This is a genomic window from Enterobacter asburiae (assembly GCF_001521715.1).
GTDB classification, from domain to species: Bacteria; Pseudomonadota; Gammaproteobacteria; order Enterobacterales; family Enterobacteriaceae; genus Enterobacter; species Enterobacter asburiae.
The window spans coordinates 1,981,419-2,007,829 of the sequence record NZ_CP011863.1 but is presented as its reverse complement, the minus strand read 5'-3'; the positions used below and the strand labels follow the sequence as shown (position 1 = coordinate 2,007,829).

The window sequence follows — 26,411 nt, the reverse complement described above, 5'->3', positions numbered from 1 at the left end:
GCTGATAATTTTCCGATCTTGGTATCAAAGTCTGAGAGCAGAATTGCTCCGGGTTGCCAGTGCAGCATTGCGGCCTCCATTAGGTGTTTGAGGCCACAATGCTATCGGCGGAGAGGGATTAATTCTGATTACGCTTAATCAGGTTATCTTTCAGAAACGCGCCTTTCTCTCGTGTAACCTTGACGTTCTCCGGAAGATGCAACCCCAACTCACTGCGGCTACGCGCTTCGATGATCCCGTTTGTTCCATCAGGAAACACCACGTGTACCGCATCACCTCTTTTGAGAGTCAGTTTCAGCATGATTAGCGCACCTGTAATGAACGTTCGCCAACTTCCAGATGTGCACCTGGTACCGGGTTAAGCAATTCTTCCGGAACTTCACCGCCATCGGCTTTGATTTGTGTTGCTGCTGCGGAGGCGGCTTCTATCGCTTCTTTGATTGCCTTTTTATCTGGGGCTATCACTGTCTGCACTGACACCATGTCATCAGGTAAAGCATCGACGTTATCGATCACAACGTTTACTGCACCCTGACGAGCAGTAAAAGTGTTTCTTGGCGTTTTCAGTTTATCCAGGCCAGCGCCTAACAGGCATGACAGGATATATTTACGCAGGTGCTTGTCTTTATTTTCGAATGACTTTTTACGCTCAGCCAGACGTTTCATTTCTTCTTCGCAGGTTTTCGCGTGGCCCAGGTTATTGCGCGCCACCACCATAACAGCATCAAGACGATCAGCCAGTTCACCTTCAATCCCTTCCAGGGTGTCGGCGATCATTTCTGGCGTTAACTCGTCAGAGGTTTCCAGCAGATTTAACAGGCTGGAGTAATCATTTGCTAATGCGATTGCGGTTACCTTGCTCATGCTGTTTTCTCCTGGGCTTTGTTCAGTTCTTTCAGGCGTTCGTCTTTGATGGTGGTCAGGCGACGCAGGCGTTTACTAAGGTAATTAGCATGCTGGCTGTCGCCTTTAGCCTCAGCATCTTTACGGTGCACCTCCACTTCACGGGCGATAGATGCGAAAACTTTCGTAACTTCATTGGCAGATACACCGGTTGCCAGCGTGTTTGCCACCCGCGTAAGTTTGTCGTCCAGCTCGTGACGCAGGCGCGCAGCATCTTCTGCATTATCGCTGGCATTTTTAAGGGCAAATTCTTCTTTGTTTTTCTGCCGATACTCAGGGTTGTCATAGAGGCCCATAAATATATCTGCGCTGAAACCGAGGGAAGAGAGCGCCTTTTTCGTCGCATCAGTAAGTGATTTCTTTGTTGCTTCACCGTCGCAGATCGGGCCGTATTTACTTCCGTAGAGATAAGGGGTGCATCCGAATGAAATCTCTTCACCGCGCACGCCGCCACGCACATACCAGAGACGGATCTTAATCACGTGATGTTTCTCTGTGAGGTAGCCGCCGATACCGTCCGGAATCAGCTCCCACGTACTATTACCATCCTGGCCTTTTACTGTGCGTGTAATTGGTGCGCCGGTATCGAAACGCTCTTCGAGAATATCAACGCCCCAGCCAATACCTTTAGGGCCAAATTCACGAGTGGCCAGCATCGTCATGTAGGTGCCGTTGATCGATGTGCCGCCACCGTTCTGAGTAAACTGTTTTGTGAAACGTTCATCGGTTTTAAAAACGCGCTTCCACAGGTCGAGATTTTCCATCTCGGTACCGGTGCGTTCGGTGATACTCTTTTCAACGTCATTAACGTTAGGACGCGGTTCTTCTTGCACCAACGGCTCTGCTGGTTGCTCTGCACTATTAACTTGCTCGCTGCTGCTCTGCTCCTGCTCGGATTCACTGGCGTAAACGCTGTAGCCCATTTTATTAAGCGTTTCACGTGCGGCCTCAGCCTGTGAATCAGTAACCACTTCCGTTTTTTCCACCTCATTTGAGGCGATCGGCGGTGTGGTCTGATTCTCTGTTTTTACCCACTTGGGATCGGCTGGGTCGCTTATACCTTCGACATATTCACCACGCCCGGCTGCCAGTGATTTACTGGTTGCCTCCGTATCATTGGGATCCTGTTCAAGCACACCATTTTCGGCAAGCCAGCTGTCGATGTAACGGCGCAATGAGTCAGGGAAGTGATGGGTATCTTTCGCCGGCACATCCTGAATCACGCCAAAAATAGTGTTGCGGGAATATTTGAGGATCTGCTCAGTAGTGCGCAGCGCCATGGACCAGCGTTTAAAGTCTTCCCGGTCTTCTTCAATGAGGCTCTCTGCCTGGCGCAAAGCGCTGACAGATACAGTGGTCGCTGGTTCTATTGGCAACAGTGCGAGAGCGATCTCCTGATCCAGCGTGGCATATGTGTGTTTGTAACCGCGCTGTGGTGCAACCTGAGTTTGGGCATTATCTTCCGTGCTGGTGCTGGTGCTGGTGCTGGTGCTGGTGCTGTTCTGAGGCAGCATTTCTTCACGCTTGCCCGGATTGTCAGCCCATTTTTTAATAAATGAGTAAAGCGCGGCGCCGCCGGGTAACTGGTTCTCAAACTTCGCATAAATTGCCTGCAGGAGATTATTCAGCCCCTCCTGGTGCATATGGTGAACAGGCGGATGCGCCTCCATCGCATTAAGGATGTAACGATTTAAGCGGTCATTAACCTCTTCATCGTATTGGCTGGTGTTCTCGAGGTTATCAAGATAATCGCGAACCTGAGAATAAAGATCTCCGTCTAGCTTCGCGAGGCCAAATAACACCACCGTTGCGAAGCGTTCCCTCGGTGAAATAGACATGAAGTCTAATATTTCATTACTGCCCGGTAGAGGATTCGCGCTGCCATCTGTTTCGGCGGCATTTACCACCCACTTTTCGCCATCGAACGTGTGGGATTTAGCAAAGTGCTCGTCAAACTTCCCGATCTCCGGGTGAGGCTGATCAGCTGTGTTTTCCCATATTTCAGGTTTAAAGAAGTTATCGCCGTTCGCCGGATAGTGCTCCCAGAGCTTACCCGTCACGATGCTTTCTGCGATTTTTTTGTTTGGTGCTTCCACGCTGATCGCCAGCGCAACGGCACCATCTTTGATGGCCGATTTTTTTGGCTTAAACAGGCAGTTGTAAATTGAGATTGTCACTTGGTCTTTCCTCTTCGGTTACTGGCGCAGGTCAGGCGCCTGATTTTGCAAGTCGGATAGCTACTTTGATCCCGGCTTTTTTCTGCTTAAAAACGGGGTATTTCCCTTTAACTGCATTGGCGTAGACAGTGCCGGTGGTAGGGTAGAACTCAACGCGTCTCACTCCGCCGACAATGGTTAAATGCATAACGCCACTTCCGAAATCACCATTATTTTCATGCTCAAGCACTGATAACCCAGCGCTCATCACTTTCTCAATGAACCTTTCAGTTTGCATGGACACCTCAGAACGGAATATCACTTTCCTGGATGGTGGAATGGTCAATGCACAGCAGCTGCTGGATTTTGTCTTCAAGGAAAGCGACACGCTGGTGAGCCTGATCGACAATCGACGCCTTTTCTTTCTGGAGGCGTTCAACCTGTTTACCGATAATGTCGATCGGTTCCGGCTGGTTTATCTCAAGGAAAACAGTGCGCGTTTCCAGCAGTACGTAAAGATCTGGATAGTTCTGTGACATGTCACAGGTATGAACCAGGTAAAGTGCAGGGACGTGGGGGTTAGTAGATATGTGGATGTACAGTGTTACCTGCAGGGGTAGCGCTTCCATAGCGGCTCCTTACTGATGTATAATTCGAGCCGATCAGCGGCTCATGTCGTTGGTCTTTCCTCGGTACAGGGTTGGTCCCCTGTACCACCTCCGGGCGGTTTGGTCACTGTCCCGGGTAAAGAAGCCCACCTCGGTGGGTTTTTTTACGTCTGGTGCCCGTCTTTCCGGGCTGTCAGGGCTGGTCATGCCCGTTGGTCTTTCCTCATGTTCATTGCCGTGAAAAAAAGTGCCCCTCATGGAGACGAGGCAAAGACTACACACAGCAATTTTGGATTCGTTGCGGTCTTTCCCGCATGTCATCGTACTGGCGGCGACCCGCGAATTTGGTGCCTGTCTTTCCAGACTGTCAGAACGTTTTTCTGAACAACTGCCGCGTGGTTAGTGCGTCGTTGGTGATGTGAATATTAGTTATGCGTATAATTCAGGTCAAGCCAAAAATAATCGCAATGCGAATATTATTTTTATGTGTTTGAAAATAAACGATAAAAAAAATCCCGCATTTGCGGGATTGTTTGTGGAAGGGGATTATTGCTTTCTGGTGGCCAGCAGTTCCTCGAATAGCCTGTCAAAATCTTTAACTTTTTCTTTTAAATCAGACAAATGCCTTTCTTTCTCGCTTTGTGGAAGTCTTTCGTAAAGCTCTAAAAGTTCTGCGTCATCAGGAGTCAAAAGCCTCCAGCCAGCTGCTGAGTAGTCTTGGACATGCGAACCGGTAGCACGAACGTAGTTCATCATTTCAGCTAGGTCTGGGCGGATTTCCTCTGGCTTTACGCCAAGAAGCGCGGCGAATTTCAATGTTGCATCGGTATTGAGGGGGATGCTTCCACGTAAATACTGGCTTACAGTCGCTTGTGTGCTGAAGCCAAGAGCATCCGCCGCCTTTTCCTGCGTAAGGCGTAAAGTTACTTTTTTCTTATCCCATATGTCGCGCAGTCTTTGCGCGGCATCAGTTTCAGCGACATCAAGCGTTTTCTTTCTCATGGCATCCATATTATTCGTAAAATTAATCTACTCCCAAGCGTGTTACTGTTGACATGTCTATATTCGTGATACTAATATTTGCATGTCTCATACAACCCAGGAGGATCGATGGATCTCAAAACATTTCTTAAAACTTCTGGTGTACGCCAGAAAGCATTTGCCGCACTCGTAGGGCGGACCCAGGGATATGTCAGCCGTGTCGCCTCCGGAGAGTGTCTACTTGGGGCTGCCACGGCACTTAAATGGGCTGCTGCAACTGGATTCCAAGTAACACCGCATGATCTGCGTCCTGATTTATATCCGAACCCAAAAGACGGGATTCCAGACAGGGCAGCAGCTTAACAACCAGCAACCAAGAAATCTGATTAAGCCTAATCAGGTTTTCAGCGACAGGAGACGCGAAGGAAGTGGAAAACCTCGAAGAACTGAAACGGGAGATCTTCAACTGGGCCGTAGAGCGCGGGCAGGAACATGTTGCCATCGAAATCACACGCATGTGGTTCCGAATGGGTGGTAACACCAGCACGGTAAAGCTTCACCAGATGGAAGATCCAATGGGTAACGCCGACTGGCGGGCCATAAACAACAATCGCCAGCAAATTTTTCGCTGGTTACGTGGCGACACCAAAGCGGCTAGAGCCAAAACAAGAGCGCTGGCTAAGGCGATGGAAGCGGCATTGCCCGCAGAACGATACGCGCAGCTGGGAATGACTACTCAGCATTTGATATGCGTAGCGATACGCGAGTTTGCTGCGGCGATCATCGCGCTACTGCTGGATGCCAGGGATAGACCGCAGAGGATAGCCCAGGCATTGCAAGCCATCCAGGAAACACAGCGCCTGACCAGCGTTTAACTGTACCGAGGAAAGACCAACATGCTGAATTCAATTGACCGCATTACCTGGCGGAACGGCTTCCGTTTGAATGGCGCACCGGCCGTCATGGAAGACATCGAAGATATTTTCGAAGGTCGCCGCGCAGCTGCGTTATCTATCTGGGCGCAGTATGAAAAACTGAAAGAAGAACTCCGCGAAATGAATTTGTCACCTGAGGAATATCAGGCGGCATGCCGTCAAATTGCTGAAACATTGGGGATCTGATTATGAGTATGACCCTGATGGCCCGCGCGATGGCAATTAAAACCGGAAACCCTATCCGCAAATTAGTGCTGATCAAACTGGCTGATAACGCCAATGACAGCGGTGAATGCTGGCCGTCGTACAAACATATTGCCGACCATTGCGAGTGCAGCAAGAGCGCTGTACGTGATCACATCGATGCGCTGATCGCTATGGGGCTGCTGGTGAAAGAAAACCGCCCTGGCGTCAAAAATGGTAAGGGTAATGCGTCGAATCTGTATTACATGAAACTCGACAACCCTATGCCGCCAAAAAGCATAGCCCCTATGCCGTCAAAAAGCACAGGTGTGCCGCCAGAAAGCACACCCCCTATGCCGTGTGGCGGCACCAGAACCAGTCACTCTTTTGAACCAGTCAATGAACCTAAAGATCCCCCTAACCCCCAAATGGGGGAGGGCGAGGAAATTATTCTCGCTGACGCGAAAAAAGCGCTCGAGTTTTATAACGACTGCACCGGTACCCGTTGCCGTGACGTTAAACCGTTCGTGCTCATGCTGACGCCGACTCTGACGCGTGAGGGGTACACCCTGGCCGAACTGCAGTTGGTTATCCGCTGGGTTCTGGCTACATGGCATCGCCGTGGCTCTGGCGCGCCTAAGCCAGCAAATATCTGCCGGGTGAACCGGTTCGACGGTTATCTCGCTGACGCTGAGGCTTGGGCCACCACAGAGGCGAGTATTGATCCGGTAGCGGTTGTTGATGCCTACAACGAGATTTTCGCTGACGTACTACCTGCCGCGACACTTGACGCTGATCGCCGCCAGAAAATTACGCGCCTTGCGGCTCACATGATGAATAAAACCACAGGTGCGTTTCTGGGTTACCTGGAAAAATTCCGCAATACCGCGCCAGATTTTTACTTTGGCGGCGAACATCGCGACGGCTGGCGCGCCAGTTTTGATTACCTGATGAAACCGGAAACACTGCGTAAGACAAGGGAAGGTGCACTGTGAGCCCTCAGGATCTCGAAGCCTGTGTGCTGGCTGGCCTGCTGAATGGCGGTGCCACTCCGGATGCGTTCGATGTGATCGCCAGCACGCCGGAGGAATCATTCAGCATCGGATTCCATCGCCGCGCTTTCAGCGAAATAAAAAAACAAGCCCTGGCGAACGGCATGATCGATATGCTTTTCATCAGCGAGGCTCTGGGTGGCTCAAGTCTGGCCGATTTGTCAGACATTTCCCGTATTCCTGCCACGGTACCAAACCTGAAAGGGTATGCAGGGAAGATGGTCAAAGCATGGCGCAGCAGGGCGCTGGCGAAACTGCTGCAGGAGGGGGCCGACGGCATCCGACAGGCAGCAAACCAGGAGCAACGCGATCAGGTGGTCGAGAACGCCGTCGCGCAGCTGCTGGATATGACTGCTGACACTGGCGACATTCAGCCGGTACATATCAACGAGCTTTTGCCTGTTTACATGGATACCTTGCAAAAACGCATGGATGGTGATGAATCGACCCGCAATTTGTTGACGGGTATTTCGGATCTCGATAGCGCCACTGGAGGAATTAACCCACAGGATCTTATCGTCGTTGCTGGCCGCCCGGGAATGGGTAAAACAGAGTTCGCGCTCACCGTGGTGGAAGGGGTAACGGCCAAAGGCGGCGGCGCGCTGATTTTTAGTATGGAAATGGCGGCCACGCAGATCGTTGAACGCTCACTGGCTGGCGCCGGAAACCTTTCTGTATCACGGCTGCGTAACCCTCAGGACATGTATGACGAGGACTGGGCGCGCCTGACATCAGCGATGGCCACACTCAATGATCGTGATATCTGGATTGTTGACGCTACCGATTTGACCGTCGAACAAATCCGCGCCATTGCGGAAACTCACAAACGCCGCCACCCGCATTTAGCGATGATTATGGTCGACTACCTTGGTCTGATAAAAAAACCAAAAGCAGAGCGTAACGATCTCGCCGTTGCGCATATTTCGCGAAACCTCAAAACGATGGCTATGCGCCTGCACACGCCCACTTTCGCGCTGAGCCAGCTCTCCCGTGCCGTTGATGCGCGCCCGGCAGCACAGCGCCGCCCGGTGATGTCAGACCTGCGTGATTCCGGCTCTATTGAGCAGGACGCCGACAGCATCCTGTTTCTGTATCGCGACGAGGTTTATAACCCTGAAAGCCCTGCTGCAGGTGTTGCTGAGGTCATTCTCGGTAAGTGCCGCTTTGCCGCAGCTGGCACCGTGATCTACCAGGAATTCAAGAACGGCCATTTCTTACCAATCGATCAACATGTCGGGAAAGAGAAAACCCGTATTCAACTGGAGGCAGCCAAACCCAAAAAACAACCGCGTCGGTATTCCGACAAATACAACACCGAACCGTTTTAACCGCGCCTGACCAGCGCTAATTAACCAACGAGGAAAGACCAATGACCGATTTACTGTATGCAAAAACCACCAGCGCAGATGATGGTTGTGACTGGGGGCCAGTAATCATCTGGCGTATGAATGCTGGCGCGCGTGCCAGAAATCGTGCCTGTTACGTTCCGGCACCCCGCCCGATCCAGGTAAACCCTGTTTATCGCGTAGCGAAAACAAAAAAAGCACCTGTGCAAGCCGTTAACACCTCAGGGCGTTGGCTCAAAACCCACACTGCGACGGTTATCACTGCTAAAGGCGAAAAAACGGTAAAAATCCGCGAGACTGCCACCGTTTGGAGTGCCGGGAGCAATGAAAACTACGACAAGCTCACCGGGCAGCGCGTCGGCGCACCGGGCCGCTGCCGCCTCCTTCTGGAGTCGATCACTCCGATTGCACGCAAAGCAAAAGCGGAATCCCAAAAGGCCTCCGGAGAGTTATCAGCACAAAAGCTGGTGGCGCTGATGAAGGGCAAAACCCTTTCGTATCAGGGCATCCTCGCTGCGATCAAAAAATATCACCCGGACATCAATATTACCCCCGGCCAACTGCAAAAGCGTATCTGGCGCATGGTTCAGTCCAAATACGTTGGCATTGAGCGTCACGATGATATGCCGGTGACTCATTTCACCCTGAAAAGTGTTGATCCTCGTTTTTACACCCATTCAGAGAAAAGCGTGAAGGATTAAGGCATGGCCGGGCAATCGGATTACCTACCGCCCGGCTTACCCCTCAATCGCTCCAAATGGCCGCAGGAATTTCAGCTCAAAGAGCATTACGACATGCGCGCTGCCGCGCTCGTTCGCCAGCTCTATGAGAAGAAAACCACGCGTTACGCGGTCGTTCAGCAAATTGAGGCAACGCCGGAGAGTCAAAGAGAGTTTTTTAGAGAGCGCTTAAATTACTGGCGCGCGCAGAGAGAAGGGTTAAACGTTGAATAACAAAGAATTAGTCAAATCCGGGCACGAACTGGCAAAAGCAATCAGCAGTGATACGCCGCTGATCGAGATCGCGAAGATGGTTTCTAATCTCGCCACTCAGTTGGATGTTCAAATCGCACGCTCTCACCAATTATCAATAGCACTGGAAGCCGCAGAGAAGCGGACCGCCGAGCTGAAAGCGAAAAAAGTAAAGATTAAACTGCCTGAATCATTCTATCCGGACGGTGATATCGACTGCCCGTTAGTTATCAATGAATACCAGATTATTGAGGCGATTGTTGCAGCAGGCTGCAAGCCGTTCGCAGTCTGCCCACGATGCAAGCGTGAGCTCGATTTAACCCACAAGCCTGACGGGGCGCATTATTGCCACGCCGCTGATACCGCTAAAGGAGAGTGAGTATGGCTGAGCAAACCGTTCTGGATATGTGCTGCGGTTCCCGCATGTTCTGGTTCAATAAACGCGATACGCGCACGCTCTTCGCCGATATTCGCAGCGAAGAGCACGAATTATGCGACGGCCGCCGCCTCGTTATCCGTCCTGATTTGATTGCAGACTTCCGCTCGCTGCCGTTTGCTGATGCGTCGTTTCCGGTTGTTGTGTTTGATCCCCCACACCTTGAGCGTGTCGGCCAAACGGCATGGATGGGTAAAAAATACGGACGCCTCAACAAAAAAAACATGGCGGGCGGACATTCGCGCGGGGTTCAAAGAGGCTTTTCGCGTATTGCGGCCACACGGCGTACTCATTTTCAAATGGAATGAAACGCAGATCCCGGTGAGCCAGATTTTGGAGTTAACAGACGAGAAACCCGCTATCGGCCAGCGTACCGGGAAGAACGACAAAACCCACTGGATCATCTTTGTTAAGGACTAAGCTATGAGTGAAAACCAAGCAATAGTGTATCGTGACGAGAATAATCGCGTCATCGTTCTTGAACAGGGAGGCAACCGTAGGGAGTTCACTCCAAATGAGTGGCGAGTCATCTGCATGGCGGCAGACAGCGACATGGAGAATCGTGTCTATACCGCCACCAGAGCTATGGAGTTACGCCAACAGCGATGGGAGGAAGAACGGAAAAAGTTGATTTCTCGCATTGCCGAACTGGAGGGCGCTAATGGCTAAGACCGCAGCTGAACGTAAAAAAGCGCAGCGCGCACGCCAGGCCAAAACCGGTAACCGCAAGCTGGAGCTGCAGCTCGATGCGCAGGAGGTTGAAATGCTCGAGCGCAACTGCGCCGGCCGGCGCCCTGGTCGTGCGCCGTATGACATGACCGAGTATATCGCGCTGCTGATCCGCCAGGATGATGCACGGATGCGCAACCGCATTAAGCGTGTAAGCACCACCAAATGCACCAAGTGCGGCGACGCGCTTCCGGTTAAAAGCTGCATCATGTCAGGTGATTCGCAGTGCTGGATAACAGGTGGCTGGAAAAAATTCATACTGACAGTATGAGTCAGCAGAGCAAAGCATACTACCACCGGAAACGGCGGTTTTTTTGTTTAAAAACAAAACAATACGTACTTGTATTTTTAATTATTTTAACGTTTTGTGCTCTTAAGGATTTGCACTTCCTGCCACTTGGGAGTATATATACTGTAATTTTATACAGTTGTTTGAGAGGGGGAGGCGTGATTGAAAAAACGGAGATTGGGGATCATCTTCCCGATAACGGCCGCGTACTCGTGACCCTCAGAAACGGCAAAATATCTGCCCTACGAACTGCTCATGATGATGAGCACCTTGCATCACTTAAGTCGTTGTTTGAACTGGCGGAATTGTCTGGTTTTACCATTGTCGAAAAAGACAAAACTAAGGTATAATTAGGGCATCGGACTGAACACCCGATAACCTGTATTTCTGAGCAATTGCTGCGCTAAAGGGGAAACCAATGGCGCAGTATTCTTTTGTAAAATCAGCAGGCGGAGTATTAATCCCGGCAACGCCAGAAGCGCGCGAATTTATCGAAAAAAAATGTCGCATGGGCGCTGTGCTTTACGCCGACTTTAAACAAGCGCGCAATCCGGCATTTCATCGCAAATTCTTCGCGTTGCTTAATCTGGGGTTTGATTACTGGCAGCCGACCGGCGGAACCATTTCCCCGGCCGATAAAAAACTGGTTCGTGGGTATGTGCAACTGGTGGCCCATTATGCCGGGCATGAAGAAACACTCCAGGAACTGGCCGATCAGTATCTCCGCGACGAAGCAGAAAAACGCGCCGGAAATATCAGCGCAGTAAAATCGTTTGAGGCGTTCCGTTCCTGGGTAACTATCCAGGCAGGTTTTTACACCGAATACGAAATGCCTGACGGCACCACCCGCAAAGAACCAAAATCCATATCGTTCGCAAAAATGGACGATATCGAATTTTCCCAGCTCTACAAATCCGTTCTCGATGTGCTCTGGAATTTCATCCTCTACCGCACGTTCCCAACACAGCAGGCCGCAGAAAACGCAGCCTCACAATTATTCAGCTACGCCGCGTAAGAAATATCGCCATGACTAACGACGATAAACGCTGGCTGGCAGACGTTGCCTCTCTGGGTTGCGTTGTATGCCGAAATCTTGGCTATGGCGCATCACCTGCAGAAATCCATCACATACGCACAGGGCAGGGAATAGCCCAACGTGCAAACCATAAAAAAACATTACCTCTGTGCGCACCTCACCACAGAACCGGCGGGCACGGCGTTGCTATCCACGCAGGTCAGAAAACATGGGAAAAAAATTACGGCACCGAGACTGAGTTACTGGATCAGGTGACCATTGAAGTGGGGGAATTGCGATTATGCAGAATTTAATTCCACTCTTGGCGGTAGCAGGAAAAACCAAAAAGTGGCATGGCGCCCAGCGTCAGGAAAGAACAATATTCTGTTTACCTTCTTTTCTCACCACAGCGGCGGGCGATTTTTCCCTTCTCTATGTTCGCGCGCGCGCGCGTTTTGGGGGCTGATAAATGCCGCTGGTTGCCACCTTCAAAACCGACTGGTTCCGGGTCATTACCGACCTGACCAGAAAAAACCTCACGACACAGGAAATTGCCAACGAACTTGGCGTTTCGAAATCTGCCGTTCTGGGCTGGAAGTCAGGATCAGAACCTCGCCACGGTCATGGTGAGGCACTTATTGCGCTCTGGTGCATGGCAACCAGCTCTGACAGAAAAAAATTACCCACGGTCTTGCATCGCCAGTGGTTCACCTTTCGGAAATCGCGTTTTGGTCGGGAAACTGACCAGACATGCAAATAACAATGACCGCTCAGCATTCATCCGGAGATAACTAAAATGGGTCGACCAAGAAAAAACGTTGAGGTGCCGGGGCAGGAAACTGCTGGTACCGATACAACCAATATCGTGGCGGAAGGGCAATTGCTTAATTCTGCCCCTGTCAACCAGACTGTAGCTGATACCCCAATTACAGCGACTGAGATCCTGACGCTTAACGCAGACGGCCAGCGCGCAGAACAGGAAGTTATCCAGCAGCGCGTTGCCAGTCTGTTGGACGATGCCGCACTTGCTGAGCGCAATACTCTGCTGGGTACCATCAACGAGAAGGGAGCGGCCATCATCGCCCGCTTTGAAACGCTGGGTTACACCGACCTGGCTGACCAGCAGCTGACCGACAATCTCGAATTCCTCCAGCTCGTCAAAAAAGCCACCACGGCGGAGCCCGCCGCGCCGCTGGGCTACGTGACGAACGACGAGGGCAAGCCGCAGCCGGTTACGGGTAAGCCCGTTCTGACTGAGCACGGCTGGCACGTTCCGGGCTAAGAGGGGGAATCGTTATGTGTGGAGGTGGAGCGCCAAAGGTCACGCAGACCGACCCGCAGGCCGAAGCGGATGCAGCTGCCGATGCAGCAGCAAAAGCGGCAAACGCCGATGCAGCAGCGCGCAAGAAGCGCAAGAAAGGCTCGTCCCTTCTCGCCAGTGGTGCAGAGGGTGCAGCTGATTCGGGCAGCTCTCTGCTGTCCTCTGGTGCGCAGGCAGCGCAGCAGAAAAACACTCTGGGGGCGTAACTGATGGATGAACTCGCCGTTAAGCTGATTAAGCGTTCCGACACGCTGAAAGCCAACCGCCAGCAGCATGAAAGCGTCTGGCGCGAGTGCTATGACTACACCTATCCGCTGCGCGGCGCGGGATTCTCTGACGAAGTGCTCGACGCTCAGAGCGCAAAACACAAGGTGGCGAAGCTACTGGACGGCACCGCCACCGACAGCGCACGCATGCTGGCCTCTGCGCTCATGTCCGGCATGACCCCGGCGAACGCGCAATGGCTGAACCTCGACAGCGAATCGCTGCCGGACGACGCCAAAGCCTGGCTGTCTGAGTGTGCCACGCTGGTTTGGGAAAATATCCACGCCGCCAACTTCGACGCGGAGGGCTACGAGGCAAATCTCGACGTGGTGTGCGCTGGCTGGTTTGTTCTGTACATCGACGAGGATCGCGAAGAGGGCGGCTACACCTTCCAGCAATGGCCGCTGGCGCAGTGCTATGTCACGTCCACCCGCAAAGACGGCATCGTGGACACGATATACCGCCGTTACCAGCTGACCGCAGAGCAGGCCATCAAGGAATTCGGCGCGGACAAGGTCAGCGAGAAGATCCGCGACGCGGCGAAGAAAAAGCCCGACGATAAATTCGATTTCCTGCACTGCATTTTCCCGCGCGAAACCTACATGGTCGATGCCCGCCTGGCGAAGAACATGCGCTTTGCGTCGTACAACGTCGACGTGAGCAACAAGCAGATTGTGCGCGAATCTGGTTATCACGAATTCCCGTGCTGCGTGCCGCGCTGGATGAAAATCCCCGGCGGTTCCTACGGCATCGGCCCGGTGTACGACGCACTGCCGGACTGCAAAGAGCTGAACGAAACCAAACGCATGGAGAAAGCCGCGCAGGATCTGGCTATCTCCGGCATGTGGATTGCCGAGGATGACGGCGTGCTCAACCCGCGCACGGTCAAGGTTGGCCCGCGCCGTATCATCGTGGCGAACAGCACCGACAGCATGAAACCGCTGCTGACAGGCGCAGATTTCCAGGTAGCGTTTACCGCAGAAGACCGCCTGCAGGCGTCAATCCGCAAAATCATGATGGCCGACCAGCTGCAGCCGCAGGACGGTCCAGCCATGACCGCCACCGAAGTGCATGTGCGCGTCGCGCTGATTCGCCAGCTGCTTGGTCCGGTGTATGGCCGGTTCCAGGCTGAATATCTCCAGTTGCTGGTGGTGCGCTGTTTTGGCATTGCATTCCGCGCTGGCGTCTTCTCCCCGCCGCCTGAGAGCCTGCAAAACGCCAATTTCAATGTGCGTTACATCTCGCCTCTGGCACGCGCCCAGAAGCTGGAAGACGTAACGGCAATCGAACGCCTCGGCGCGAACGTGGCAAACCTCGCGGGCATCAGCCAGGACGTTGTTGACCTCATCGATACAGACGAAGCCACTCGCGTTGTGGCTGAGGCTCTCGGCGTTCCGGCAAAAGTAATTCGCTCATCCGATGCCGTGGCGGATCTCCGCGATCAGCGCCAGAAAGCACAGCAGCAGGCCGCTCAGCAGCAGCTCATGATGCAGGCGGGAACTGAGGCTGCAGGAGCCGCAGGGCAGACAGCAGGCGCGGCAATAGGACAACGACTGGCAGGTAATCAATGAGAACCAAAGAGGCTACACCCGCAGATTACAAGCGGATTTTTGAAGAAATGCCAGGCGGTGCGCCTGTGCTGGAAGAACTTACCAGGCGCTTCGGTCGCGAAGCGTACGTGAAAGGCGGTACCGAAGGTGACCGCGAAACATGTTACCGGGCCGGACAGCGTTCTGTGCTCGATTTCATTCTCAGTCAGATCAACAGAGCCGATGGAGTAGAAGACGATGTGGAAGCTTAAACACTTATTCATGAACGCTGAGCAGGGCGCAGAACTGCCAGGCGGCGGTAACGGAGGTGGTGAAGATGGCGGCAATAATCCTGGTGCTGGCGAACCTTCTGGTAATTCTCTCCTCAGCACAGGCGCGGGCGAACCGGGTGCTAATGACTGGCTACCTGAGAAATTCCGCGTTATGGGCGAAGACGGAAAGCTCAGTATTGAAAGCTCTGCCCGCAAATTGGCGGAAAATTACACTCACCTTGAAAAACGCATGGGTAGCGGCGACGCGCCGCCGAAAACGGCAGATGAGTATGCACCTAAGGTAGAGGTCGAGGGATTCAACTGGGAAGAATTCAAAGCCGACCCGCGCATGCAGGGCTTTATGAAAACTGCGCACGCCAAAGGCATCACCAACGATCAGATGAGCTTTATCCTGGGCGAATACGCACAGCGCGCTCCTGAGCTGGTGGGTGGCGCCGCTGCGCTGGATTCGGAAGCGGCCACCACGCAGCTGCGCGAAGTGTGGAAGACTGACGCAGAGTTTAAGCAGAACATCGGTCTGGCTTTCCGCGCGTTCAACTCTCTGGCGGACGACGCCGATAAAGGCCGCATTGACGAAATCGGCAATAACCCGATGGTTATCCGCATGCTTGCTAAAGTCGGTGCTGAAATGCAGGAGGATGCGCCAGCGGGCGGCGATGTGAACCTCGAAGAGCAGCAGACCATTCGCGACCTGATGAAATCTCCGGCCTACATGGATCCAAAACACGCCGACCACGAACGCGTATCTGCGAAGGTCAAAGCGTATTACCAGCGTCGTTACGGCGATCAAACCGTAGCGTGACATGTCACGACAACTTAAAACGAGGAAAGACCAGTGAGCGAAGCAAAACCACAAGATGGTAGTACCGTTAAGGGATATCGCAGCCTGACCGAGACGGAAATCGGCGCAATGAACGATCTGAAAGCTATTAGCCGTAATTTCCTGGCTGAGATTGAAATGCTGTCTACCAACAGTGAATACGATCGTCGTTGGTTAGCCATCGCGAAAACCGATATGCAGACTGCATGCATGGCGGCCTGTCGTGCCGTTGCTCGCCCTGATGCGGATTGCTAACTCCTCAGCACTCTAACAAAAAGCCAGCCTAACCCGCTGGCTTTTTCATTTGGTCGGGATTCCGACCGCGCACCTCGCTAACAATCTCCCCACAACCAGCCCGGCGGGGACGCCGGATAACTGAATTTTCCCGCAGTGCGTACGCGCCACGCGCATTGTGTTAATCGGGCCGGGCAACCGACAACCCAGCAGGCGATATTTTCTGGAGTGATTGTTATGTCATTTGATACCAATAAGAACATGATCACCGCTGCGTTTATCACGCAGTTTCATGATTCTTTCGAAATCGCCGCGCAGCAGAAGGATTCCCGCCTGCAGGCTGCGGTAAACGACCGTGGGATGATCACCGGCGAAGCGTTCACCATTAACGATATGGGCACCATCGAAATGACGCAGATCACCACGCGTTTTGGTGACACCGTATGGGACCTGCCAGACGCTGGCACCCGTAATGCGTTGATGGCGGACTACGCTGTATTCGTGCCAGTTGAAAAACGTGACCTGCGTAAACTGCTGGCCGACCCGCAGGGTCCATATCTGCAGCTCACCCTGGCGGCCTCCAACCGCAAAAAAGACGATGTTGTTTATCGTGCTCTGCTCGACCCTGTGATGCGTAAAACGTCCAGCGGCGGTGCGTACGCACCGGTGGCGCTGCCTGCGTCGCAAAAAATCGTTGCTGGTGGCACGGGCATGACCAAAGCCAAGCTGATCGCCGCGAAAGCGATGTTCCGCCGCAACGAGTGCGATGAGCAGAACGGTGAAGAACTGTATATCACCTACAACGCCGACATGCTGACGCAGATCCTCAGCGATACCACGCTGACTTCTGCCGACTTCATGGCGGTGAAAATGTTGCAGGAAGGTGCTGTGTCCGGAAACTGGCTTGGTTTTAAGTGGCTGGCTTACGAAAAACTGGATTCTGCGACCGCAGGCGATCCGGCCGTGACCACCAAAACCGCCGTCGCATGGTGTAAATCCGCTGTGCATTTCGGTACCGGCGCTGAGTACAGCGTTGATATCGGCCCACGTCGCGATAAAAACAACACCATTCAGATCTCTGTTGATGCGTCTTATGGTGCTGGCCGTGCCAACGAGAAAAAAGTCGTCGCCATCGATTTTGTTGCTTAATGCCGCTGGTGTGTTTGCCGGGGACTACCCCCGGCCTTTTTTCATCTGAGGTTCTGCCATGACTTCGAGTGTATCGATCTGCTCAAACGCACTTCTGGCGCTGGGTGCTCACCCGATAAATGATTTCGACGAAGACACGGATCATGCCCGTCTTTGCGCCAACCTTTACCCTACTGTCCGCAATAAATTACTCCGCGCTCACCCGTGGAACTGCGCGATAAAACGCGTTGTGCTCTCACCTGTCAGTGCCGCGCCTGTCTTCGGGTATGGTTATCAGTTTTCTTTGCCTGGCGACCTGATTCGCGTTCTCTCTGTTGGCGAACTACGTGACGATATTGATTACCGGATTGAGGGAAGCCGACTGCTGGCTAACGTCGATGTGATTCGCCTGCGTTATATCTTCCGTAATGAGGACGAGTCCACATGGGATGCCGCGCTGGTGGATGTTGCTGAAATGACGATGCAGTCCAAGCTGGCGTATGCAGTGACCGGGTCCACCAGCCTGCGCGATAGTCTGGCGCAGGAGGCCTCATTCCTGCTGAAACAGGCAAAAGCCGTCGATGGCCAGGAAGAACCGCCGGAAGAGCTGGGCGGCTATCCAACTTATGAGTCGAGGTTCTGACATGCGCGCGAACCTTATAAAAACCAATTTTACAGCTGGCGAAGTTTCCCCACGTTTGATGGGGCGCGTTGATATTGCCCGCTACGCCAACGGCGCGAAGATTATCGAAAACGCGGTAGTGGTCGTGCAGGGTGGTGTTGTCCGCAGACCTGGTACCCGCTTTGCGGCGGCCACGAAATTCGGCAATAAAAAATCACGTCTTATTCCCTACGTGTTCAACCGGTCTCAGGCTTACATGCTGGAGTTCGGCGACGGCTACATGCGTATTTATCAGAACGGTAAGCAGCTGGTTAACGGCGACAATACGCCTTATGAAATCGCCAGCCCATACACCGCCGATATGTTGGCTGCCGTGAATTATGTCCAGGGCGCTGACACCATGTTTCTGGTTCATCAGTCTGTGAAGCCTCACCGCCTCCAGCGCCGTGGTCAAACAGACTGGGTGCTTGAACCGGCACCGTTCATCGTTGAGCCATTCGACGAGGTGCGCGATACACCGCAGAAATGGTGTAAGCCATCCGTCAAAGAGTTCGTGGGCTCTGAAATTACGCTGACCCTGAGCGATGCGGAACCGGGAGACACCCCAAATCCACCATTCACTGGCGCGGGCTGGGTTGCTCAGGATGTGGGTTCCTACGTTCGCCTTAACGGCGGTCTGGTGCTGATTAAAAGCATCACCAGTGCTCAGATTGCCGTCGGTACCATTCGCAGCGACCTGACGGCAACGCAGGCGGCATCGCCAGGATCATGGACGCGTGAGGACACAGTCTGGACCGATGAATTTGGTTACCCCGGCGCGGTGACGCTATACCAGCAGCGCCTTGTCCTGGCGGGTTCGCCAAAATATCCGCAAACAATCTGGTGGAGCGAAACGGGCGTTTATCTGTCCTTTGAGATTGGCACCGAGGATGATGACGCGATCAGCTTCACGCTGTCTTCAGACCAGCTCAACCCGATTGTGCATCTGGCGCAGATGAATACCCTGATTGCGCTGACATACGGCGGCGAGTTTACGATCACCTCCGGCAACGATGCAGCTATTACGCCGACCAATATCTCGGTGAAAAATCCGAGCCCGTACGGCTGCAACGGGATCCGCCCGGTGCGCGTTGGTACCGAAATCATGTTTGTGCAGCGCGCTGGCCGCAAACTCTACGCGGTAGCGTACGACCCGGACAGCTTTGTTTCCTATTCCGCCAACGATATGACGGTGCTGGCCGAGCACATCACCGCTGGCGGCGTGCTGGATATGGCATACCAGCAACAGCCGGATGCGTTTATCTGGATGGTCCGGGCTGATGGCGCTGCGGTCACGATGGCTATTGACCGTGGTCAGGATGTAATTGCATGGTCACGTCAGGTCACAGATGGCGCGTTTGAGTCGCTGGCGACCATCCCATCGGAAGCTGACGATGTGGTTTATGCGATCGTCCGTCGCGAGATAAACGGCCAGACCGTACGTTATGTCGAGGTGTTCGACAGCAAACTCTATACGGATTCAGCCATTACAGGGGCCAGCGGCGGCGATGGTGCTACGACATGGTCGGGGCTTTCGCATCTTGAGGGGCAGACGGTTGATGTGGTGGCCGATGGTGCAGTTATGCCGCAGTACACCGTTTCCTCTGGTCAAATCACCCTGTCACGTAAGGCTAAAAGCGTGGAGATCGGCCTGCACTTCGAAAGCACAATCGAAACGCTATCGCCGGAGGTTTCCACTACCGAAGGTACCACCCAGAACGCGAAAAAGCGTACCAGCGAAGTGACGATGCGGTTTCTCGATACTACAGGTGCAGAGTGCAACGGCCAGGTTATTCCGTTCCGCCGGTTCGGGCCGAAAATCCTCAACCAGCCAGCGCCACTTTTCACCGGCGATCACTACTGGGGAAAACTCGGCTGGGAACGCGGGGAAGACACTCTGCTTATCCAGCAGCGCCAGCCGCTTCCATTCCATCTTCTTGCAATTATTTTCACATTCACCAGTAACGGGGGCTGACATGGTACGTAACGCAACAGCCGGGGATATCCCGGCGCTGATCGAGCTGGGCGCGCGGATGTATATCGAATCCCGGTACTCGCAAAACTCACCATTCGATGAAGAAAAGTGTGCAGAGCTTGCCCGAAGCGTTATCGCGTCGCCCGCAGGGTGTGTACTGGTGGCAGAAAAAGAGGGGGTAGTCATCGGCTGGATGGCTGGTGGCATTGCTGAGCAGTGGTTCAGCCGACAGCTGATGGCCTTTGAGTATGGGCTCTTTGTCGCTCCGGAGCATCGCGGCGGCACTGCGGGCCCGCGTCTCGCTAAAGCTTTTATCACCTGGGCGAAAGAACACGGTGCCGCGCTCATAAACATGGGCATAACCACGGGCGTACATGAAGAACGCACCGGCGAAATGTATTCCCGTCTTGGTCTGAAACGTTCCGGCCTGCTGTATTCAATGGAGGTTTAAAAATGTGTACTGGCGTGGAAATTGCGGCTATTGGCGCATCCGTGCTTGCCGCCGGTGGCGCGGTTTATAGCGGGCAGCAGCAAAAGAAAATGTCCAACTATCAGGCTGCGCAGGCGGAAGCTGATGCCGAGGCTGCACAAGCAGCTGCACGGGTGGAAGCCGATCGCATCCGTAAAGCTGGACGGGCACAGGCAGCTGCAGCGCGAGCTTCTCTTGCCGGGTCTGGTGTGGACACGGGGGAAGGCACGGCGCTGCGTATTCAGTCCGATATCGTTGGCGATGCTGAGCAGGATGCTTACCAGACCATTCTGAACGGTACGAACCAGAGCGCCAGACTGAATTCTCAGGCGTCCGCTGACCGTATCTCTGGCCGTAACGCTTCAACATCTGGCTACATCAGCGCGGGTAGCTCTGTGCTTAGCGCGGGCGGTACCGCATATAACGGCTGGAAAAAAGCAGGGAGTAAATAACCGTGAGAATTCCAACGGGTAATTTTGGTAACGTTACGCCGCAGGCGAATCCTACCCGCGTCAGTGTCAGTAATGTCGGGCAAATAGGTAACGCAGTCGCAGGTCTGGGGGCGGCTTTAGGTCAGACTGCTGATGAGGTACAGCGCACGCAGGATAAAGCGGATGTGGCGGCAACCCAGGCTATCCTTACCGATCTTGATGCGAAATCCAGTGACCGCTGGGAAAACCCGGAGACCGGCGCGCTGGTAACCCGGCAGGGGTTCAAGTCTTCCGGCGTTGGTCTGGACATGGATAAACAGGACTCTTCCGACTACGAAGAGGCCCGTAAACGCGTACCGCAGAGCCAGCTGCAGTATTTTGACGCGCAGTGGAAAGCGGGTCAGATCCGCCGAGCCAGCACTTATAACAGCTTTGAGCGTAGCCAGACTGAACAGGCGCAGCGCCAGCAGCTCGACGCGACGGTTAAATCGTCTGTTGAACAGGAAGCGGGGGCGTTTGACGATCCGCAGGCTGCCGCACTGATTCGCAGCGCCCGGCAGCACTCAATTTCATTGTATGGCCAGGCGCAGGGGTGGTCACAGGAGCAAATAGACCAGGCTGTTTCTGAAGCCAATTTGCGAGCAATGGACCAGCGAGCCCAGAACTACGCGGTTACAAACCCACAGGGCTGGTTAAATGGCGATTTTCCCGTGAAAGATACCGGTGCGCTGGATATGCGCGCCATCGGGATTGTTGAATCCGGCGGTAAGCATTTTAATGCTGACGGCAGCATTATCACTTCGTCCGCCGGCGCGCAGGGAAAATACCAGCTGATGCCAGATACGGGCAAAGAGCTGGCGGCGAAGCGCGGAGTTGAATATAACCCGGCAGATGAAGAACAAAATGCCCTGCTGGCGAGCGATTACGCAAATCAGCTGTACGGTAAATATGGCTCTGAAATGCTGGCGGGTGCTGCCTATAACTGGGGTATGGGTAACGTTGACAAGCTGATCGCGAAAACCGGAGACCCACGCAAGGGCGAAATTTCTGAGTCTGAGTTTATCAGCAAGCTGCCCTCTGAAACTCGCGGGTGGCTGGCTCGGTACCGTAAAAATAAAACCGGTCTCGATCCTGTGTCGGTTAACAAAATCGATAACATTGCTGAGTCGAAAATCCGTGAGCAGCGTACAGCCCTGCGCGAGCAAATCGACCCTATCCTAAATAATACGATGGCGCAGCTGTATAACGGTGAAGTGCCGGATGCTATGCCTGATAAAGCGTCAATTATGTTTGCGTACGGTGAGCAGGGAGCAAAAGCCGTTAAGCAGCTCGATATCGCGATCAACAACGCCAAAACCTTCCAGGCGATACAGTACGTGTCCCCGGAACAGCAGCAGGCAGAAATCGCAAAGCTCAAACCTCAGGCAAATGACCCAGATTATGCGCTCAAGCTCGATGCGTATGGCAAGCTCGGCGCGCTGGTGCAGAAAAGCAATGAAGCGATACAGGCGCAGCGTGATACCCGTCGTTTTAACGAAGCGCTGTCTATGGGCGAGAAACTCGACCCTACCAATAAATCCATGCAAAAAGCCGCCGACGCCACGCAAACGGCGCAAAACTTCCGGATTAACGACGCCACCACCCATGACGGGATTGTGCAGCAGGTGGCCCAGACCGGGATCATTCCTTCGCAGGTAACCACCCAGTTATCGGCGATATCCCGCGCGCGCAGTCCTGAGGCGGTCCGTCAGGGGGCTGAGTTATTTAATCGCCTCTATGACACGGATCCCGCGTCTGTTGGCGACATGCCAAAGGATATGCAGGGATTTTATCTCACCGTTAAACAGCTTACCGATTCTGGCATGGCGTCCGAAACCGCTATCGAACAGGCGCAGAATCTGACCTACAACCAGACCGATGCACTCAAAGCGCAACTGGCATCAACCCAGAGCACCAAGGAGTACAAAAAAGACCGTGGCAAAGCGATGGATTCTGCGGTGAGCAGCATGTCGGGCTTCTTTAGCTGGGGAAATCCATCTGCCGACGATCAGACGCCGGAGGCCGCACGTTTCCGCAACGATTACCAGTCGCTGTACGACATCAATTACCGCACTACCGGCGGTAATGCGGATGCGGCCAAAAAAATGACCAACCAGCAGATCGCCCGCACATGGAGTATCAGCGAGGTTAACGGCGACGCAAAACTTATGAAATACGCGCCGGAGGCGCTCTATAACTACGGTCCGTCAGGCTGGCAAGCTGCACAATGGAAAGAAGAAAAAGAAAACCTGATGTACGGCGAGCGCAAGGGCGAGATCACCACCAGCCCAGCGCAGCTTGGGATCACTTCTGGTAACGCGGTAACTGTCACCAGCAAAACGCCGGAGTCGCGTATTGGCGGCGATCTGGAAATTACCCCTGATGTGCTGACGGCCCGCAATGGCGATTATGCCATCATGGTGCGAACAAAAGATAAGGATGGTATCGAGGCGGTACAACCGTTCTACGATTCGTACGGCAGGCCGATGCGCTGGAAACCGTTACTGGAAGAGTGGGCGCCATACAAAAAAATGCAGGAAGAGCGCGAAGAACATGATCGCAATGAGTTGCAACGCGGTCAGGATATTCGCGGGTTCAAAGATAAACACCGCGCGCTCGATGAACAATATAAACGTCTGCATAACGAGCGTATGGACAGGGTTAAAAATTACTTTTCGTGGAGCACTGAATAATGCCGGTATACGCCACTCCTGAAGAACTGAATAACGGATTCACTCCGGCGGGTAATGTTCTGGCAGCACCTACAGGATTTGATGTGCCTTTACCCGAAGGTACCAACCCTGAGCCTCAACAGGATGAGCCCTCTGTCTGGGGGGCAGCATTTCGCCAGAATAACCTGCTTGGCGAAATGTTCCGCCCGGCCAAACAGTTTGAGCCGGTAGAGGGTTATAACCCTTATGCGGATAAAACCGAGCTGCACGGGTACGAACAGTGGGGCTCGGCGTTTGCTGATTCCCGATCGCCGGAGGAGACCGCCTGGCTGAAACAACAGATTGACGACGAAAACGAGGACCGCAGGGTACTTTCCGAGGCTGGCGGCGAAGGTGTCCTCGCCAGCATTGCAGCCGGAGTGGTAGACCCTGTCACCGTAGCTTCCATGTTTATCCCCGGTGCGCAGGGCGGCGCGGTTGCCCGTATCGCGTCGCAGGCTGCAATCGGTGCAGCTGCAACAGCAGCGAGCGAGGTTGTGCTGAATAATCAGCAGATAACACGCACGTGGGGGGAAAGCGCCTCCCACGTCGCAGCGGGTGCGTTGATGAGCGGCGTATTCGCTGCTGCCGGGGCTGCTTTATCGCCATCTGTTCGCACTGCGGCCACGCGCGAAGTGGCTGACGCGCTCGATAATATGAGCATCACGTCAGCGACGGACACAGCTGCTGCCTCGCTCCCCGAAGGGGGCAGCGTCGGCGCGGCGAGAATCAGTGAGGCAACGCTCGAGGATCTCACTCCTGCAGCTGGCGGTCCGGTTGGTAAACTGGCACGCAAGGCGGGCAGTTATCTGACGCCGTTCACCCGTCTTATGGAGTCACCGTCCAAAACCTCCCGCCGTACGGCGCTGGAGCTGGCAGAAAATAACTACACACTGCAGGGTAACGCCCGGGGTATTGAGACACCCGTCGCGGCAGAAACCCGCGTTCGCGGGTGGCGTCGTGAAGAGGCCGCCGTCGTGGTGACGAACAAGCAGGCCTACAGCCAGTATAAAGCCGCTGGCGGTGACCTGAGTTTTTCCCAGTTCCGTGAGGAAGTCGGTAACGCCATGCGCAGTGGCGATGTGCATGCTAACCCGGTGGTGCAGGAAGCGGCGCAGGCAATGCGCACCGTGGTTAACCGGGTGAAAGTGGCTCAGCAAAAGCTTGGCCTGCTGCCGCCGGACGAGGAACTGAAAGCCATCGGCCAGGAAAGCTATTTTCCCCGCGTGTACAAAGTCGGCAAGATCGTCAACGAGCGTGATAAATTCCGCGAGATGCTGGTCGACTGGTGGTCGCGCGGCGAAAAAACCATGTCCCGCGAAGAGGCGGAAATTACTGCTGATGCCACGATCAATAAAATCGTCGGCGCAAAAATTCCTCAGGATTTTGCGAACGTCTTTATGGTGAAAGCGGCAGGCAGCACCCGGTCGCGTACGCTCAGCGTTCCCGATCGTCTGATGAAAGATTATCTGGAGAGCGACGCCAATTATGTACTGCAGCGTCATATCCGCGAGGCGTCAGCAGAGGTTGAGCTGACGCGCGCATTCGGTAACAAATCGCTGGAAAAGCAGCTCAAGGATATTCAGGATGAATACGATGCGCTGATGCGTCAGAACCCCAAAGACCAGGCGAAGCTGGCGAAAGCCCGCGATAACGATATTCGTGATATCACTGCGCTGCGCGACCGTCTGGCGGGTACCTACGGCATGCCGGACGATCCATCATCATTTTTCGTACGTGCTGGCGCGTTCCTTCGCAGCGCTAACTTTGTTACCAAGCTGGGCGGTATGACCGTTTCCGCTATTCCTGATCTCGCCCGCGGTGTGATGGTTAACGGGTTTGGCAATACCATGCGCGGCTACTCTGCGCTGATAACCCGGTCGCCGGCATTCAAGGCCAGCCGGGCCGAACAGTTAAAAATGGCCGTCGGGCTGGAAACCATCCTGCATACCCGTGCGCGTACGATGGGTGACCTGGTAGACAGTTCCGCCCGCACTACAGCGGTAGAAGCGGGAATGGAGCGCGTCACCGATGCGTTCGGCAAGCTCACGCTGATGGGCCACTTCGACGATATGAACAAATCGGTAAACGGGATGATCACCTCCGACGGCATTTTGTCCGGCGCGTTCGCTGGCCGCCGCCTTGCCAAGCTCGGCATTAACGACAATATGGCCGCGCGTATCCGCAGCGAATTCGAAAAGCACGGCGAGGTAATCAATGGCTGGCATATCGGCAATTTTGAAAAATGGGACGATCAGCATGTGGCTGGTGTCTTCCAGTCGGCGGTGCTCAAAGACGTTAACAATACCGTTATCACACCGGGGATCGGTGATACACCACTGTGGGCCAGCACGCCGCTGGGTAAAACTATCTTCCAGTTTAAATCGTTCGCTACCGCGTCCTACAACCGCGCAACGCTGGGCGGCCTGCAGGAGGGAACCGGCCAGTTTTATTACGGTACCGCTTTCCAGATTGGCCTCGGCGCACTGACGTACGCACTTAAACAATCTGCAAATGGTAAAGAGGTTGACTGGTCGCCTCAGAAACTGGCCATTGAGGGTATCGACCGATCCGGTATTCTCGGCCCGCTGATGGAATATAACAACATGGCAGAAAAAGCCTCCGGCGGTATGGTGGGGCTGGGTGCACTGCTCGGTACCGGAACGCAGTCACGTTATGCCAGCCGTGGTTTTATTGGCTCTGCGCTTGGTCCAACGTTCGGCCTGCTCGATACCGTTACCGATGTGACCGCTGGCGTGCTCAACGGTGATGCTGGCGATCGGGTACTGCATAACGTGCGTACGCTGCTGCCGGGTAATAATCTTTTCTGGATAGCGCCGCTGATAAATCAGGTTGACCCCGGCATGCGGTAATCGGTCGGGATTCCGACCTCTGGACTGCTCCATCATAGCCCTGTATTCACTACGGGGCT

Annotated in this window: 33 protein-coding genes and 1 pseudogene; 28 read left to right on the top strand and 6 right to left on the bottom strand. The window is 54.0% G+C overall.

Translation table 11 applies throughout. The features are described from left to right. Window positions 1-118: 118 nt before the first annotated feature. From ACJ69_RS09885 to ACJ69_RS09860, 6 genes are all read right to left on the bottom strand, one after another. Window positions 119-301: a hypothetical protein gene (locus tag ACJ69_RS09885; protein ID WP_017384474.1), complete on the bottom strand. Its 183-nt coding sequence runs from the start codon at window positions 299-301 to the stop codon at window positions 119-121. Window positions 302-303: 2 nt separating this feature from the next. Continuing rightward, a complete protein-coding gene (locus ACJ69_RS09880) occupies window positions 304-864 on the bottom strand; it encodes a siphovirus Gp157 family protein (protein ID WP_059346977.1) in 561 nt (186 codons plus the stop codon). Further along, on the bottom strand, window positions 861-3,074 hold the full coding sequence (locus ACJ69_RS09875; RefSeq protein ID WP_059347826.1) for a hypothetical protein: 2,214 nt from the start codon (window positions 3,072-3,074) through the stop codon (window positions 861-863). The genes ACJ69_RS09880 and ACJ69_RS09875 overlap by 4 nt, the downstream gene beginning before the upstream one ends. A gap of 37 nt (window positions 3,075-3,111) precedes the next feature. Continuing rightward, entirely contained in the window at window positions 3,112-3,357 is a 246-nt protein-coding gene (locus ACJ69_RS09870) for a hypothetical protein (RefSeq protein ID WP_049120723.1), read from the bottom strand. Between the two features lie 7 nt (window positions 3,358-3,364). Beyond that, window positions 3,365-3,598: a hypothetical protein gene (locus ACJ69_RS09865; RefSeq protein ID WP_232248328.1), complete on the bottom strand. Its 234-nt coding sequence runs from the start codon at window positions 3,596-3,598 to the stop codon at window positions 3,365-3,367. 615 nt (window positions 3,599-4,213) lie between these two features. Next, window positions 4,214-4,669, bottom strand: coding sequence for a helix-turn-helix domain-containing protein (locus tag ACJ69_RS09860; protein WP_049120720.1), 456 nt, complete (start codon window positions 4,667-4,669; stop codon window positions 4,214-4,216). 108 nt (window positions 4,670-4,777) lie between these two features. Between ACJ69_RS09860 and ACJ69_RS09855 the strand changes: the two genes are divergently transcribed. The 28 genes and pseudogenes from ACJ69_RS09855 to ACJ69_RS09725 all read left to right on the top strand — a co-directional run bounded on the left by ACJ69_RS09855 (window position 4,778) and on the right by ACJ69_RS09725 (window position 26,352). Next, complete coding sequence (locus tag ACJ69_RS09855; RefSeq protein ID WP_059346976.1) at window positions 4,778-5,011, top strand: helix-turn-helix domain-containing protein; 234 nt, start codon at window positions 4,778-4,780, stop codon at window positions 5,009-5,011. 65 nt (window positions 5,012-5,076) lie between these two features. Then, window positions 5,077-5,523 carry a toxin YdaT family protein gene (locus tag ACJ69_RS09850; RefSeq protein ID WP_017384468.1) on the top strand — a complete coding sequence of 149 codons (447 nt, stop codon included), beginning with the start codon at window positions 5,077-5,079 and terminating at the stop codon, window positions 5,521-5,523. A gap of 21 nt (window positions 5,524-5,544) precedes the next feature. Beyond that, a complete protein-coding gene (locus tag ACJ69_RS09845; protein ID WP_049120718.1) occupies window positions 5,545-5,769 on the top strand; it encodes a hypothetical protein in 225 nt (74 codons plus the stop codon). 2 nt (window positions 5,770-5,771) lie between these two features. After that, window positions 5,772-6,761 (top strand): helix-turn-helix domain-containing protein, encoded by a 990-nt coding sequence (locus ACJ69_RS09840; protein WP_059346975.1) that lies wholly within the window; start codon window positions 5,772-5,774, stop codon window positions 6,759-6,761. Next, complete coding sequence (locus tag ACJ69_RS09835; RefSeq protein WP_071886560.1) at window positions 6,758-8,146, top strand: replicative DNA helicase; 1,389 nt, start codon at window positions 6,758-6,760, stop codon at window positions 8,144-8,146. The genes ACJ69_RS09840 and ACJ69_RS09835 overlap by 4 nt, the downstream gene beginning before the upstream one ends. A 41-nt stretch (window positions 8,147-8,187) precedes the next feature. Further along, complete coding sequence (locus ACJ69_RS09830; protein WP_059346974.1) at window positions 8,188-8,865, top strand: hypothetical protein; 678 nt, start codon at window positions 8,188-8,190, stop codon at window positions 8,863-8,865. A gap of 3 nt (window positions 8,866-8,868) precedes the next feature. After that, window positions 8,869-9,117 carry a hypothetical protein gene (locus ACJ69_RS09825; protein WP_059346973.1) on the top strand — a complete coding sequence of 83 codons (249 nt, stop codon included), beginning with the start codon at window positions 8,869-8,871 and terminating at the stop codon, window positions 9,115-9,117. Next, entirely contained in the window at window positions 9,110-9,514 is a 405-nt protein-coding gene (locus ACJ69_RS09820; RefSeq protein WP_059346972.1) for a hypothetical protein, read from the top strand. The genes ACJ69_RS09825 and ACJ69_RS09820 overlap by 8 nt, the downstream gene beginning before the upstream one ends. Window positions 9,515-9,516: 2 nt before the next feature. Beyond that, a pseudogene (locus ACJ69_RS24085) lies at window positions 9,517-9,991 on the top strand (class I SAM-dependent methyltransferase). Between the two features lie 3 nt (window positions 9,992-9,994). Then, complete coding sequence (locus ACJ69_RS09810) at window positions 9,995-10,240, top strand: hypothetical protein (RefSeq protein WP_054830280.1); 246 nt, start codon at window positions 9,995-9,997, stop codon at window positions 10,238-10,240. Further along, the gene (locus tag ACJ69_RS09805) at window positions 10,233-10,571 is read left to right on the top strand and encodes a hypothetical protein (RefSeq protein ID WP_059346971.1); all 339 of its coding nucleotides are present in this window, start codon (window positions 10,233-10,235) and stop codon (window positions 10,569-10,571) included. The genes ACJ69_RS09810 and ACJ69_RS09805 overlap by 8 nt, the downstream gene beginning before the upstream one ends. A 176-nt stretch (window positions 10,572-10,747) precedes the next feature. Beyond that, window positions 10,748-10,939 (top strand): hypothetical protein, encoded by a 192-nt coding sequence (locus ACJ69_RS09800; protein WP_059347825.1) that lies wholly within the window; start codon window positions 10,748-10,750, stop codon window positions 10,937-10,939. 68 nt (window positions 10,940-11,007) lie between these two features. Further along, window positions 11,008-11,604 (top strand): DUF1367 family protein, encoded by a 597-nt coding sequence (locus tag ACJ69_RS09795; RefSeq protein WP_054830279.1) that lies wholly within the window; start codon window positions 11,008-11,010, stop codon window positions 11,602-11,604. An 11-nt stretch (window positions 11,605-11,615) separates the two neighbouring features. Further along, the gene (locus tag ACJ69_RS24080; protein ID WP_071886559.1) at window positions 11,616-11,918 is read left to right on the top strand and encodes a Ref family recombination enhancement nuclease; all 303 of its coding nucleotides are present in this window, start codon (window positions 11,616-11,618) and stop codon (window positions 11,916-11,918) included. Window positions 11,919-12,073: 155 nt separating this feature from the next. Further along, entirely contained in the window at window positions 12,074-12,364 is a 291-nt protein-coding gene (locus ACJ69_RS09790; protein ID WP_054830278.1) for a hypothetical protein, read from the top strand. Window positions 12,365-12,400: 36 nt separating this feature from the next. Next, window positions 12,401-12,886, top strand: coding sequence for a hypothetical protein (locus ACJ69_RS09785; protein ID WP_059346970.1), 486 nt, complete (start codon window positions 12,401-12,403; stop codon window positions 12,884-12,886). Between the two features lie 14 nt (window positions 12,887-12,900). Then, window positions 12,901-13,131 (top strand): hypothetical protein, encoded by a 231-nt coding sequence (locus ACJ69_RS09780; RefSeq protein ID WP_023305508.1) that lies wholly within the window; start codon window positions 12,901-12,903, stop codon window positions 13,129-13,131. Window positions 13,132-13,134: 3 nt separating this feature from the next. Then, a complete protein-coding gene (locus ACJ69_RS09775) occupies window positions 13,135-14,760 on the top strand; it encodes a portal protein (RefSeq protein WP_059346969.1) in 1,626 nt (541 codons plus the stop codon). Next, on the top strand, window positions 14,757-14,990 hold the full coding sequence (locus tag ACJ69_RS09770) for a Bbp19 family protein (RefSeq protein ID WP_054830269.1): 234 nt from the start codon (window positions 14,757-14,759) through the stop codon (window positions 14,988-14,990). Before ACJ69_RS09775 ends, ACJ69_RS09770 begins: the two co-directional genes overlap by 4 nt. After that, on the top strand, window positions 14,977-15,813 hold the full coding sequence (locus ACJ69_RS09765; protein ID WP_054830270.1) for a hypothetical protein: 837 nt from the start codon (window positions 14,977-14,979) through the stop codon (window positions 15,811-15,813). Before ACJ69_RS09770 ends, ACJ69_RS09765 begins: the two co-directional genes overlap by 14 nt. 33 nt (window positions 15,814-15,846) lie before the next feature. Beyond that, window positions 15,847-16,086, top strand: coding sequence for an Acb2/Tad1 domain-containing protein (locus ACJ69_RS09760; RefSeq protein ID WP_054830271.1), 240 nt, complete (start codon window positions 15,847-15,849; stop codon window positions 16,084-16,086). Between the two features lie 216 nt (window positions 16,087-16,302). Beyond that, a complete protein-coding gene (locus tag ACJ69_RS09755; RefSeq protein WP_059346968.1) occupies window positions 16,303-17,214 on the top strand; it encodes a phage capsid protein in 912 nt (303 codons plus the stop codon). Between the two features lie 58 nt (window positions 17,215-17,272). Continuing rightward, window positions 17,273-17,836 (top strand): hypothetical protein, encoded by a 564-nt coding sequence (locus tag ACJ69_RS09750; RefSeq protein WP_059346967.1) that lies wholly within the window; start codon window positions 17,273-17,275, stop codon window positions 17,834-17,836. 1 nt (window position 17,837) lies between these two features. Continuing rightward, window positions 17,838-19,829, top strand: a complete 1,992-nt coding sequence (locus ACJ69_RS09745) for a phage tail protein (protein ID WP_059346966.1) — start codon at window positions 17,838-17,840, stop codon at window positions 19,827-19,829. Window position 19,830: 1 nt separating this feature from the next. Then, window positions 19,831-20,280, top strand: coding sequence for a GNAT family N-acetyltransferase (locus ACJ69_RS09740; RefSeq protein WP_059346965.1), 450 nt, complete (start codon window positions 19,831-19,833; stop codon window positions 20,278-20,280). A 2-nt stretch (window positions 20,281-20,282) separates the two neighbouring features. Then, a complete protein-coding gene (locus ACJ69_RS09735; protein ID WP_023305517.1) occupies window positions 20,283-20,750 on the top strand; it encodes a hypothetical protein in 468 nt (155 codons plus the stop codon). A 2-nt stretch (window positions 20,751-20,752) separates the two neighbouring features. After that, complete coding sequence (locus ACJ69_RS09730) at window positions 20,753-23,461, top strand: transglycosylase SLT domain-containing protein (protein ID WP_059346964.1); 2,709 nt, start codon at window positions 20,753-20,755, stop codon at window positions 23,459-23,461. Beyond that, complete coding sequence (locus ACJ69_RS09725; protein ID WP_059346963.1) at window positions 23,461-26,352, top strand: hypothetical protein; 2,892 nt, start codon at window positions 23,461-23,463, stop codon at window positions 26,350-26,352. The genes ACJ69_RS09730 and ACJ69_RS09725 overlap by 1 nt, the downstream gene beginning before the upstream one ends. Window positions 26,353-26,411 lie beyond the last annotated feature (59 nt).